The organism is Bacteroides faecium, from assembly GCF_012113595.1.
In the GTDB taxonomy this organism is placed as follows: domain Bacteria; phylum Bacteroidota; class Bacteroidia; order Bacteroidales; family Bacteroidaceae; genus Bacteroides; species Bacteroides faecium.
The window spans coordinates 6060264-6073778 of sequence record NZ_CP050831.1; the positions used below are offsets into that span (position 1 = coordinate 6060264).

Genomic DNA, 13515 nt, shown 5'->3' on the forward strand with positions numbered 1-13515 from the left:
AAATACTATTATTTCTGAAAAAAAGTCATTTTTTGAATAGGAGTTTTTCTCTTTCGTTAGTCATATCTATAAAAGCAGGAAATATGAACAATTCAGATTACATCAATGAGTCAGTTTTACTCAACTACTTTACAGGTGAACTTTCTCCAGAGCACCGAAAGGAAGTTGAAGAATGGATACATTTATCAGAAGATAATGAGAAAATTGCCCGCGACATATACCAACTATACCGCGCAGCAGACACTTTAAATTATATGAAACAAATAGATGCTCCTACAGCTTTTGAAAAAGTAAGAAACAAGATACACAAGCATCAGAAGACAGCTTCATGGTTTATGTGGGGACAACGTATTGCAGCCTGTCTGGCAATTCCTTTACTTGCGGTCAGTTTATATCTAACGCTAAAAAGCACCCCTACCGAATATGTAATACTCAAAACGAATCCGGGGATGGTGGCTGTTACCGATTTGCCGGACGGATCGAAAGTTTGGTTGAACTCCGGCTCTTCTCTCAAATATCCGGTAAAATTTGAGAATGATACCCGCAGTGTCGAGCTGAATGGAGAAGCTTATTTCTCTGTATGCAAAGACAAGAGCAAAAGATTCATTGTCACAACTCCTTTCCAAATCCAAACTGAAGTGTTAGGTACGGAGTTCAATATAGAAGCATATCAGAAAGATAGTGTAGTTAAAACAACACTCGTTTCCGGCTCAGTCCGACTGTCCTTTCTCGGTAAAGACAATAGAGAACAATCACACGTGATTAAACCTAACGAAGAATTTGCCTATAATCCGAAAACGAAGGAGACTAAAACAGAAGTTCTGTATGTACGGACTTATACCGCATGGAAAGATGGAGAGGTGGTATTCAGAAATACTCCATTGAGCGAAGCGCTCAAAATACTGAGCAAACGATTCAATGCCGAATTCATTGTGAAAGATTCCACCTTATATAATAGTTCTTTCACCGGGGTATTCGACAGCCAGCATTTACCTCTCATTCTGGAGCACTTCAGGCTGGCAGCAGAGATACAGTATAAATTTCTGGAACCAAAGAAAGGCCAGGATGAATCTATAGAAAAGAAAACGCGAATCGAACTTTATTAATTCACTCTAATACTTAACCCTAAATGAACATGCATATGACAACACACCCTCCTTGAAAAACAAAAAAACATACGGAAAAATATTGGCGTATTTTTCCGTATGAAAAACCTACAGTATACTTGTTTGGCGACAAGTATGATGTCTATAGCAATTTTTTTAATCAAATTCATTACAAATCTATGATTTATTATTTGAACTTCCAACTTTTCAGGAAAATGAATATATTCAAATTCCTGAAAGAAACACCATTGTGTATGAAATTATCAGTAATAATGTTGTTTGCATTTGCAAGTCTGACACTCGCAATTAATAGCCATGCTCAATCAGCACGCGTTACCTTAAACGTAAATAACAGCAGTTTACAAAAAGTACTGGACGAAATTGAAAAACAATCTGATTATCATTTCTTCTACAATAATAAACAGGTCGATATTTCACGAAAAGTAAGCATAAAAAGCAATCAAACGGAAATCAAACAAGTACTGAACCAATTGTTTGCAGGAACTAATATCGGATACCAAGTACTGGAAAATAGTATTATACTATCTCCTAAAGCTATTTTGGAAAACAATGAGTTAGCTCAACAACAGCAAAATAAAAGAATAAAAGGAACGGTGAAAGATAAAAACGGTGAACCCATTATCGGCGCAAATATCAAAGAAAAAGGAACTGCCGGAAATGGGACAATTACGGATATAGAAGGTAACTTCTCACTTTCTGTAGGAACCCAAAGTACCCTTACTATTTCTTATATCGGATACCAGACTAAAGAAATTACAGTTAATAATGCAACTTTACTCAATATACGCCTGGAAGAAAATGCAGCAGCGTTGGAAGAAGTCGTTGTGACTGCCTTAGGTATCAAGCGTGAAGAAAAGGCATTGGGATATGCAGTGCAAAAGGTAGATGGAGATAAACTGTCTACAGTCAAGAACGTAAACGTAGCCACTTCGCTGACCGGTAAGATTGCGGGGTTAAACGTAAAGAATAGTACAGAATTTAACACGTCACCTTCACTTTCACTTCGTGCCTCTTCTCCCCTTTTAGTCATCGACGGAGTACCTTATGGAAATGTAGGATTGAATGACATAGCGGCTGACGACATCGAATCTATAGACGTATTGAAAGGAGCTACCGCTTCTGCACTATATGGTGCACGCGGAGGAGCAGGTGCGGTGATGATTACAACCAAGAAAGGAAGTAAGGAAGGACTGACAGTTACAGTGAACAGTAGCACAATGTTCGCCGCAGGCTATCTGAAAAAACCTGAAGTACAGAGCGCATACAGTACCGGTTCCGGAGGTTATTATAGAACAGGAGGTAGCTATGTGTGGGGAGATAAACTGGATATTGGCCGCACAGCAGAACAATATGATCCGTATACACATGAATTTGTGGAAATGCCGTTGGTTTCAAAAGGAAAGAACAATCTGAAAAATTTCCAGGAGTTGAGCTTGATTACCAACAATAATGTAAGTGTAGCACAAAAAGGTAAATACGGAAGTGTACGCACTTCATTAACGCATGTATATAACAAAGGACAGTATCCTAATCAAAAACTAAATAAAATTACATATTCGGTTTCAGGAGATATGAAATGGAAAAAGTTCTCTTTTGAAGGCGGACTTACCTACAACAAACGTTTCTATCCAAATGACACTGGTTCCGGTTATAGTAGCGCTGGATTTTTATATAACTTACTCATTTGGTCTGGTCCGGAATATGATATACGCGACTATAAAGATTACTGGATAAAAACAGACGAACAACAAAACTGGATGGATACTGAATGGTACGATAATCCTTATATAACTGCTTATGAAATTATATCAAGCAGTGATTATGATCTGATCAATGGATATCTTTCTGCCAATTATGATTTTACTTCCTGGTTGAAACTCTCGTTACGTTCCGGTTTAGACTCCTACTCACAAAAGAAAGAGTGGCGTAATCCGATAAGTGCTTTAGGAGGATGGGACAAATTAGGATATTACGCTTTGCAGCGCCTGGGTGGATATAGCCTTAATAATGACTTGATGCTTTCAGCCGATCATAAGTTTGGCGATTTCAACGTGGACGGTTTCATCGGAGGTACAATCTATTATTGGAAGAGCGACAATATCCTGTCTCAAACACAGAATGGATTAAGTATCCCCGGATATTACTCATTGAAAAGCTCTGTAGACCCACTAAAGACAACTAGTGGAATTACAAAAAAACTAACTACCAGTATCTACGGTAAAGCATCTGTATCCTGGAAGAGTACTTTGTTCTTAGACGTTACAGCTCGTAACGACTGGTCATCTACATTACCGTCAGAAACTCGCTCCTATTTCTATCCATCAGTAGCAAGTAGTGTGGTGATGTCCCAATTCATTCCAATGCCTAAATTTATTGATTTTTGGAAAGTCAGAGGAGCATGGACCGTGACCAAAAGTGATTTGGGAGTATATGATACAAACAACACTTATAGTGTTTCAACTGATTTATGGAATGGCGAAAGTGCCGCTTACTATCCTTCATCCATCCGTGGCATGGCAGTTAAACCGTCAGCTACCCGTTCTTATGAAATCGGTACGGCTGCACACTTCTTCGGAAATCGCCTGAAAATAGATTTCACCTATTATAATAAGCTATATTATAATCTCACCCGAAGTGCCGGTATCAGTAGTGCATCAGGTTTTAGTTCCACATTGATCAATATTGACGAAGAATATGTAGGAAGAGGAGTAGAACTCACACTATCCGGCAACATTATCCGCACAAAAGACTGGAACTGGGAATCTACTTTCAATTGGTCACGCGACCGCTGGTATTACACCAAAGTTGACCCTAAATATTCCACACAGAAACCATGGGTAGCAGCCGGTAAACGTTGGGACTGGTATGGCGTCTATGACTGGGAACGGGATCCGGAAGGAAATATCATTAATTATGGAGGTTATCCTAAACAAAGCCAGTATCAGTCTGTCATGGGTTATGAATATCCGGACTGGATATGGGGATGGAGCAACACTGTCTCTTTTAAAAATATAACTCTCTCTTTCTCCTTTGATGGACGCGTAGGAGGACTGGCACATTCAAAAACGAATCAGGGCATGTGGAATTCCGGAGCACATATAGACTCAGACAACGAATGGAGATATGACGAGGTAGTCAATCGTCAAACCAATTATATAGGGAAAGGCGTCAAAATAGTTTCTGGCAAAGTTGAGTATGACTCTGATGGTAAGATTACATTCGACAATCGTGTATTTGCTCCTAATGATGTGAAAGTATCCTACGAAACATATACAAAAACATTGAATCCGTCCGCACGTACCGTTACCAGTCAAAACGTGTTTGATGAGACATTCTTTAAGTTACGTGACCTTTCCATTACCTATCAAATGCCAAAATCCATTTGTGAGAAACTACACATGAAAGGTCTGTCACTCGCTTTTGTAGGACAAAACTTACTTATCTGGACAAAAGAGTTCCGTTTCACCGATCCTGACGGCGATTCGGATAATCTGAGTTCGCCTTCTACCCGCTATGTAGGGTTCAATGTCAAACTGGATTTTTAAAACGATAAAATAATGAAACTTATGAATAAATACCTGTCCTTGTTGTTGATAATTGCTTTATTAAGCTCTTGCAACAAATTCGATGAAATTAATACTGACCCGGACGCAACAACGAAAGTCACCTCTTCACTATTGGCAACCGGACTACTATTAAATATCACCAGTTCCAGTAGTGGTAAATCCTTTGTCAATAGCGCACTCTTATCCAAACAATTGGCATGGGGTGGAGAAGGCATGGAAGACTACCAATATAATATATTCGGACGTTCCAGCTTCGGAGGATACAATACCTTAATCAATGCACAAAAAATGGTAGAGTCTGTTTCTGATGATAATGTGAACGCTTATGACGGATTAGCGCATTTTATCAAAGCCTACAAACTTTTCTATATATCTATGGAAATGGGAGACATCCCCTATGAAGAAGCCTTACAAGGAGAAAAAGGACTAGTAAAACCTCGTTATAATACACAAAAAGAAGTCATGAACTTTGTTCTTGATGATTTGACCAGAGCTTATGAATTATTCTCTAATGGAAAAGACTTCACAGGAGATCCCATCTTGGGGGGAAAGATAGAACTTTGGAAAAAAGCGACTACAGCTTTTCAACTCAAAGTCTTGATGCATCTTTCAAAGAAAGAAAGTGATACTGACCTGAACATCAAAGAACGCTTCTCAGAAATCATCGCATCAGGCAACCTGATGGAATCCAATGCTGACAATCTGCAAATGATATATATGGACAAAGCAAACACATTATATCCCTTCAACAAAACAAACCATAAGTACACTTCCAATCCAATACTAACGAACATGATAATCGACAAATTCAAAGAAACCGTCGATATCCGTATGTTCTACTATGCAAAACCTTCGGAAGCTAAGTTGAAAGCCGGATTAAAGGAAGACGACTGGAATGCATACATCGGTATTGATCCTTCCATTCCCTTTGAGGAAATAAACAAAGCCTATGCAGCTCTTGAATATTCCGGATTAAATCCACGATATACAGACTATCCGGCAGGCGAACCTGTCATACGCCTAGGGTATGCCGAACAGAATTTTATTCTAGCCGAAGCTGCCGTAAGAGGCTGGATACAAGGTGATGCCACCGTTTATTATAAGAAAGGCATTGAAGCCAGCATGAACTTTATCGCAGACAACACACCGGATGAAGCCATTTATCATCACGGACATCCCATCACCAAAGAAAGTATTGCCGCTTTCCTCGCAACACCTGCGATACAACTTACCGGAAGCAAAGAACCGGATATCGAAAAGATTATCACTCAACGTTATCTGGCTTCCTTCCTACAGCATCCGTGGGATACATATTACGATTACCGTCGTACTGGATATCCAGTTTTACCAATCAATCCCGAAACAAACCGTAATGATGTAACAGATCAACTCCCGATGCGCTGGATGTATCCCAAAAGTGAATCTGACTATAACAAAGAGAATATTGACGAAGCCTTGGGACGTCAATTCGACGGCGTAGATGATGTAAACAAATTAATGTGGATTTTACAATAACAAGCATATGTTAAAAGTTCAACTAACAGGAATACTTATCTGGCTATGCATAAACGCAGTCCAAGCAAAAGGTGTAGAGATAAAAGTGCTGCAAATGAATATCTGGCAGGAAGGAACCATGGTCAAAGGAGGCTTTGAAGCTATCGCAGATGAAATCTCCCGACTGGAACCGGATATCGTTATGTTCAGTGAGGTACGCAACTACCATGGTAAAATGTTCATTTCCCGCATACTCCATGCACTGAAAGAACGAGGTAAGACGTATTATGGAGAAAACAGTCCTTTAGATGTTGGGATCTTATCAAAATATCCGATAGAAAAGCAGGCGCCCAACCGTCCCTCTGAAGGAGATGCCGGTTCGGTACTGAAAGCACGGATACGCATTAATGGGCAGACAGTGGTAGTCTATTCAGCACATCTGGATTATACCCATTATGCTTGCTACCTGCCAAGAGGGTATAGCGGTGTTACATGGAAAAAGCTAGATACACCAGTAACCGACAGAATAAAAGTGGAAAAAGCCAACCGGGAATCTATGCGTGATGAAGCCATTTTTCACTTTATTGAAGATTCAAAGAAAGAAAAAGGCAATATTATTTTGCTGGGTGGAGATTTTAATGAACCTTCGCATCTCGATTGGAATGAGAAGACAAAAGATTTGTGGGATCATCATGGCACAATAGTTCGCTGGGATTGCTCTACCATGCTAATGGAGGCCGGATTCAAGGACGCTTACCGAACTAAATATCCCAATCCGGTCACTCATCCGGGATTCACATTTCCATCGGACAACAAGGGAGTGCCGGAACAAAAACTGTCATGGGCACCGGAAGCAGATGAAAGAGACCGGATAGATTTTATTTATTACATGCCTTCCAAAAGGATAAAGCTAAAGGATGCCGTAATAGTAGGGCCAGCCCAGTCGATTATCCGGGGCAAAAGAATGGAAGAAAACAGCAATGACCGATTTATCGAACCGCTCGATGTATGGCCTACCGACCATAAAGCAGTGATGGTAATATTTTGCATAAAATAAATTATTATAAGCATGAAAAAACTATTATTTGTATTAGCCCTCTGTATGCAGGCATTATATGCATCCGCGCAAATCTATCCGGTACGCGCCGAACTGACCGACAAGAATTCGTTTACCATGATTCTGATACCCGATCCGCAAAGTTACACCAAGTTCGATGCCAACCAACCCCTCTTTGAATTACAGACTGCATGGATAGCCAATAGTATCCCGTCATTAAATATCAAAGCGGCGCTGTGTACCGGAGACTTGGTAGAGCAAAACGAAATCCGCATCCCAGATGGTGTGAATGGAAATCAGACGAGCAACGAACAATGGAAAGCTGCATCGCGTGCTTTTGAACGTTTGGACGGTAAATTGCCTTACGTACTCTGTACCGGAAACCATGACTACGGTTATGAGAAATCAGAAAATCGTTTGACGCATTTTCCCGATTATTTCCCTTCGGAACGAAATAGTTGCTGGCGAAACACATTGGTTGAAGTTGGACTTGACTCAAAAGGTATCCCTACTTTAGAAAATGCCGCGTATCAATTTGAAACGGATACCTGGGGGAAGATACTGGTTTTATCTTTGGAATTTGCTCCCAGGGATGAAGCGATAGAATGGGCTAAAAAGGTGATTGAGAAAGAGAAGTATGCTAATCATAAGGTGATTTTATTAACGCATTCCTTCCTTGATTACAAAGGAGAACGATTCATTAAGGAAGATTATAAAGTAACTCCCGCCAACTATGCGGAAGCTATATGGCAGAAACTTGTTTATCCGTCAAAAAACATCTGTCTGGTTGTTTGTGGACACGAATGTAATATCACCGATAATGAGCATAATGTCAGCTTCCGCACCGATAAGAATAAGGACGGAAAGAACATTCCTCAAATGATGTTCAATGCGCAAACGGCCGACGGACAATGGTTCGGAAATGGCGGAGATTGTTGGCTACGAATTATGGAGTTCATGCCTAATGGCAAAACAATTAAAATCAAAACGTTCTCCCCTCTTTTCGCTCTCTCACCATCAAGCGCAGATAAAGCATGGAGAACGGCATCTTATGACCAGTTCGATATAGTTATTGAATAATTAAAAAGTTTTTCGGACTAAGAAGAAATTTCTTAAACTAACTATAAGTACAAGTACCATTCTATTTTTAGTCGAAAGATAGGAGAATGGATAAAAAATGAAGAGTAAATTTCACCTTTCCATGAAATTTACTCTTCATTGAATTTTAAAGTGAGGCATTTACTAAATATCCCTACTGTATATTATAATTCTATTTTTCTCACGCAATGGAAACTTCTTCCCAGTCTTCTACTGTCCGTGTGACAGATGAGAAGTTCACTCCGATACAAATCACCTTTCGTTTGTCTGCCAGATAAGGCTTGGCGTAGCCAGTCTTCTCTATTTGTTCCAGAGCTTCCTGTGCCGTACCGTCCATTTTGAATTCAAAGATATAGACGTAATCCTCCATCTCCAGCGTACAATCCACCCGTCCGTAGCTTTGGCGGTCTTCGCAATGGATAGCGATGCAATATACGCCTATCAGTCGAAGTAATAGATAAAAAGTGTATTGAAAATGCTTTTCTGTTATATCTATATCTTTCAACGAGCCGTGGGAGTCATAGGGAATACTTGCCAAAAAAGAAGTGAGGGAACGGCGGAACGCATCTGTATCACCTTGTTCAAGGTCCATCACGGCATCTGTTATCCAACTCGTCACTTCCTTACTCTTCGGCTTCATATAATTGGCTGCTAATACAGATAAGAATCCCTCACGCACCTCATTATTTGGGAAGTCAAGCAGATAGGTTCCCATTCTTTTGTTATACTCCTTAATTGTGAGATAACCGCTTTGATAAATCATAGGTAAAGGCTGTTCCACATCTGCCTTGTAGTCCACAAATAAAGATGGTTTATAAAATTTGCCAGTCAGTTCGTTCATCTGCTCATGGCTATGCTGTAGCAAGCGTATCAGATAAGTAGGAGTCCCGGTAGAGAACCAATAGTTGTGGATTTCATTCATGTCAAAAGTATTGAGTAAGCTAAACGGATTGTAGATGTCTGCCATGTTCGTACTAAAATGATAGCCATCGTACTGCCGTTTCAGCCAGTCCTTCATTTCCTCCACCGTACATTCGTATTTAGTTGCCAATCGCGAGATGGGTTCTGCGAAGTATTTCTCCAATTCTTCCTGAGTGATTCCGCATAGTGATTCGTAGCGTTCATCCATACTAATGTCTTTTGGTTGGTTGAAGCCACTGAACACACTTACTTGCGAAAATTTCGTAACTCCCGTCAACAGTACGAATTTCAGATACTCATCAGCCCCTTTGAAGGTGGAATAAAAAGATTTCAGAATTTCCCTGTGATGGTCTTCAAGCAAAAGTTTCTCTCCTACATGGTTGCAGGTGTAAGTTCCGGTATCCAACACATCGAGAATGGGTTTGTCATATTCATCAATCAGTACTACCGCACGCTGTCCTGTCCGTTCATAAGCACGGCGGAGCAGTTCCTTGAAGCGGTCACCTGTAGTAGTATAGTTCAGATTTTTGCCATAGATGTCTTCCCAATTGCCTAAATACCCTTCGATAGTTGCTTCGAGCACTCCCGGTTGAGTGTATGGTCCACCGTTAAAGTCAATGCGGAAAATAGGATATTGCAACCAGTCTTTTTCAAGGTCGGCAATTGCCAGTCCGTCGAAAAGTTCTTTCCGCCCCTGAAAATAACAGGCAAGTGTACTCACCAACAAACTCTTCCCAAAACGACGGGGACGACTCAAGAAATAGATTGAACCCGTTTGCACAAGGTTGTAAACTAAGGCAGTCTTGTCTACATAAACAAAACCGTCTTCACGAATGCGGTCAAAGCTCTGTATTCCAATAGGATATTTCATCTTTTTATCGGCTTTTTATGAATCACTAGACGAAGATACGTGAAAACAGGCATAAATACAAACGATTCCGGACATTATAAAACGAATTTTGTTATATTACTTAACATTTAATCCGAATACTGATAGACCTTTAAGTCGAATTTAGGAACCATTGCCAGCAAATGGTCGAAGATGTCCGACTGGATACGTTCGTATTCTTTCCAAACTTTGTTTCGGGAGAAGAAGTAAACTTGAATAGGTACTCCATACATCGTGGCTTCTTTTTGGCTGATAATCAAGTCCAAATCCTGATTCACCACAGGCAAGCTGCACAAATAACGCTCAATATATACACGATAAACCTGGGAATTGGTAGGTACTACACCTTCTTCAGGCTGATAATCCGCCATCAAAGGGATTTCCTTCCGATAACGGTCGAGCATTTCGGGCGTACAAAATTGGAGTGTAGTCAAGTCCAGGGTTATATTCTTCATTACCCTTCGTCCTCCTGATTGCACCATTCCCCGCCAGTTCTGGAAAGGACTGCTGACCAATGTATAAGGGGGAACGGTAGAAATCGTATTATCGAAATTCTGAATCTTGACTGTATTCAGAGTAATCTCCTGCACTGTGCCATTGGCGGCACCGGAAGGAAGCGTAATCCAGTCGCCCGGACGAACCATATCATTGGCGGAAAGCTGGATACCCGCCACAAATCCTAGTATGGAATCCTTGAATACCAGCATCAGGATGGCAGCCGAAGCACCTAATCCCGCAAACAAACTGGCTGGAGATTTATTCACAATAATGGCAATGATAATGATTCCACCGACAAAGAACAGAAGCACCTGCAACACCTGGATGAATCCTTTCATCGGACGGTTCTTCATAGACTCCTTCCCGTCGTAGATATCCATTATCATCAACAGAATCCCATTAATGGCCAACAGCAAAGAAAAGATAATGTAAACGGCACAAGCTTTCTGGGAAATAAGCAATAAATCCTTGCCGCGAATAAAAGCCATTGGCAGTAAAGAATAAACCAGAAAAGCCGGAACCGTATGAATCAGATTGTGAAACACTTTGCGCTTCATCAGCAACGTATTCCAAAGGTGCGGTTTCCGACGGGTGTACTGCTTCATTCCTCCTATAAGAATCGCCTGGCAGAGATAATTCAGGCCGATAGCAATTGCTATCATCAGCACAGCAATAATAGTCTCATCAAAACGGTCGGCAACTGTCGGGTCAATTCCCCAATCTATCAGGATTTTGTTCATCCATTTTCCTAAATCTACTACGAGCATAACTTCTGTCTTTTTTTATTAATAACAGCAAAAGATTCATTTGGTTTAGAAAAAAAAGACTGGCGTCCGATTCACTAGAAATCGGGACTGCCAGTCTTCACTGCTACTCTCTAAGCATATCTTTCAGCGATAACAATCCCGTCAGGGAGTAGTTATCACTCCTATTTCATCCATTTCTACTTTCGCGGTTGTTGCGGTAGGCGTAGTAGCCTCCAACTTAATATAACGTGCTTGTACTTTCTGACCGAAAGTGACCGTCTGTGGCAACGGGTTGTGCATGATATTACTGAACTCACCGTTGGCAGGAACTTCCTTCCAGTTCTTTCCGTCCATGCTCACAAAGAATTTATAACGGAATGCCATTGTCGGTTTTGCTTCCGCTTTCGAAGGAGCATAAGTAAAGCTGGCTAATGTCACCGATTTGCCCAAGTCAATCGTCAATGGAGAATCAGCGACTTGTTTCCAGCCTGCACGAGGCAGATTATTCCAATCTTCACCCTGAACCACTTCCTGCAAAGGAGCTGCATAATAAGCGGCCACTTGGTTGATATGAGCAGTCAGACGACATTCGTCAATCTTCACCCGTAGCTGACTGGCTTTCACTGTCGGGAAACGCAGCATACGTTTATATCCGATTGTCGTACCCTTGCCTACTTCTTTCCAGCCTTTGTCAGTCAAAGCTTCTACAACGAAAGACTCCACTCTCTGTCCTTTCGTGATATCTTCCTGAAGCATCACTAAGTTAATTTCCGAGCCCGGTTTCAAAGAATAAACGGCTTCACTGCCTGAAGTGGCATTCCAGTAGTTTCTTCCTTTTTTCACCCGGTTATCGGCAAATATCTGTTGACGGTAAGCTGCAAATTCTTTCAGACGGTTCACGTCCGCTTCATTAATCAAGCCTTTGCGGTCGGGCGGTATATTCAATAAAAGCACGGAGTTATATCCTACCGACTGGAAATAAATATCCGACAGATGTTTCAGGGACTTCACTTTCGCATCTTCTTCCGCATGATAGAACCATCCCGGACGAATGGACACATCCACTTCCGAAGGATACCAAAACAGTTCCGTAGCTTTCTCCAACATTTTGCGGCTTCCTAAATCTTCCGCTTTGCTAAAGACACCCAGCCGTTTGTTGTTTTCTGTCGAGCGGGCATAAATTCCCGGAGTCAGTACGGTGGCATTCCATTCCGTTTCGCGTCCCAGTCCTTTTTCATTTCCTACCCAACGGACATCGTCTCCCATAATCGCCATTACTGCTTTCGGTTGCAGGCGTTGGATTGTTTTATAGAAAGCGTCCCAGTCATAGACTTGTTTCTTTCCGTTCGGACCTTCCCCATTCGCTCCGTCGAACCATACTTCGTGCACTTCACCGTAATTGGTAAGCAGTTCCGTCAATTGGCGGATGAAGAATTCATTGTAACGGGGAGAGTCTCCATAACATTCCGCATTGCGGTCCCACGGAGAAAGGTAGACGCCGAACTTCATATCATATTTGTCGCAAGCTTTTCGAAGTTCTTTTACGACATCCCCCTGCCCGTTCTTCCAGGGAGAAGAGGCTACAGAATGTTTGGTGGTAGCTGTTGGCCAGAGGCAGAAGCCGTCGTGATGCTTTGCGGTCAGAAGTACCATTTTGAAGCCGGCGTCCTTGAGAGTGCTTACCCATTGTTCGGCATCCAGCTCGGTGGGGTTAAAGATAGCGGGGTTTTCTTTTCCATCTCCCCATTCACGTCCGGTAAAGGTGTTGATACCGAAATGAAGGAAAGCTGTTAATTCCATTTGTTGCCAGGCATATTGTTGAGGGGTGGGTACGAGACGTGCAGCCATATCCACTTTCTGTTCAAGGGTGGCATTTTGAGGGAATTCGACATGCTTCACATAATAGTTTTCTTTCTTCTGGGCTTGCATGCCCAATGTGATGGCAGAGGATAATAATAAGGTGGTCAGTAGTTTGTTCATGATATAAAATTTAATTAATGCTGATAGTACAAAGATAACATAAAGGTGTGAATTTCACTATTCTAACAGAATATTTCTGACAATATTCAAAGAAAATGTGAAATCCACACCTAAATTATATAATCTAATAGCCTATCGT

The 13515-nt window shown here is 41.2% G+C and carries 8 protein-coding genes; 5 read left to right on the forward strand and 3 right to left on the reverse strand.

Going from position 1 to position 13515, the window contains the following annotated elements:
- The first annotated feature begins 83 nt into the window (after positions 1–83).
- The 5 genes from BacF7301_RS23090 (at position 84) to BacF7301_RS23110 (ending at position 8324) form a co-directional block, all read left to right on the forward strand.
- Positions 84–1106, forward strand: coding sequence for a FecR domain-containing protein (locus tag BacF7301_RS23090; protein ID WP_167966535.1), 1023 nt, complete (start codon positions 84–86; stop codon positions 1104–1106).
- Positions 1107–1360: 254 nt separating this feature from the next.
- Entirely contained in the window at positions 1361–4672 is a 3312-nt protein-coding gene (locus tag BacF7301_RS23095) for a SusC/RagA family TonB-linked outer membrane protein (RefSeq protein ID WP_167966536.1), read from the forward strand.
- A gap of 12 nt (positions 4673–4684) precedes the next feature.
- A complete protein-coding gene (locus tag BacF7301_RS23100) occupies positions 4685–6208 on the forward strand; it encodes a SusD/RagB family nutrient-binding outer membrane lipoprotein (RefSeq protein ID WP_167966538.1) in 1524 nt (507 codons plus the stop codon).
- Positions 6209–6215: 7 nt separating this feature from the next.
- A complete protein-coding gene (locus BacF7301_RS23105; RefSeq protein WP_167966540.1) occupies positions 6216–7244 on the forward strand; it encodes an endonuclease/exonuclease/phosphatase family protein in 1029 nt (342 codons plus the stop codon).
- A 12-nt stretch (positions 7245–7256) separates the two neighbouring features.
- Entirely contained in the window at positions 7257–8324 is a 1068-nt protein-coding gene (locus tag BacF7301_RS23110; RefSeq protein ID WP_167966542.1) for a metallophosphoesterase, read from the forward strand.
- 199 nt (positions 8325–8523) lie between these two features.
- On the opposite strand, the gene BacF7301_RS23115 is transcribed toward BacF7301_RS23110, so the two are convergent.
- From BacF7301_RS23115 to BacF7301_RS23125, 3 genes are all read right to left on the reverse strand, one after another.
- Positions 8524–10134, reverse strand: coding sequence for an ATP-binding protein (locus tag BacF7301_RS23115; RefSeq protein ID WP_167966544.1), 1611 nt, complete (start codon positions 10132–10134; stop codon positions 8524–8526).
- A gap of 107 nt (positions 10135–10241) precedes the next feature.
- Positions 10242–11417: a mechanosensitive ion channel family protein gene (locus tag BacF7301_RS23120; RefSeq protein ID WP_167966546.1), complete on the reverse strand. Its 1176-nt coding sequence runs from the start codon at positions 11415–11417 to the stop codon at positions 10242–10244.
- Between the two features lie 141 nt (positions 11418–11558).
- Entirely contained in the window at positions 11559–13376 is a 1818-nt protein-coding gene (locus tag BacF7301_RS23125) for an alpha-L-fucosidase (RefSeq protein WP_167966548.1), read from the reverse strand.
- Positions 13377–13515: the final 139 nt, after the last annotated feature.

Coding starts and splice junctions, on each gene's coding strand:
- BacF7301_RS23090 (WP_167966535.1), top strand. CDS start 84: ATGAACAATTCAGATTACATCAATGAGTCAGTTTTACTCAACTACTTT.
- BacF7301_RS23095 (WP_167966536.1), top strand. CDS start 1,361: ATGAAATTATCAGTAATAATGTTGTTTGCATTTGCAAGTCTGACACTC.
- BacF7301_RS23100 (WP_167966538.1), top strand. CDS start 4,685: ATGAAACTTATGAATAAATACCTGTCCTTGTTGTTGATAATTGCTTTA.
- BacF7301_RS23105 (WP_167966540.1), top strand. CDS start 6,216: ATGTTAAAAGTTCAACTAACAGGAATACTTATCTGGCTATGCATAAAC.
- BacF7301_RS23110 (WP_167966542.1), top strand. CDS start 7,257: ATGAAAAAACTATTATTTGTATTAGCCCTCTGTATGCAGGCATTATAT.
- BacF7301_RS23115 (WP_167966544.1), bottom strand. CDS start 10,134: ATGAAATATCCTATTGGAATACAGAGCTTTGACCGCATTCGTGAAGAC.
- BacF7301_RS23120 (WP_167966546.1), bottom strand. CDS start 11,417: ATGCTCGTAGTAGATTTAGGAAAATGGATGAACAAAATCCTGATAGAT.
- BacF7301_RS23125 (WP_167966548.1), bottom strand. CDS start 13,376: ATGAACAAACTACTGACCACCTTATTATTATCCTCTGCCATCACATTG.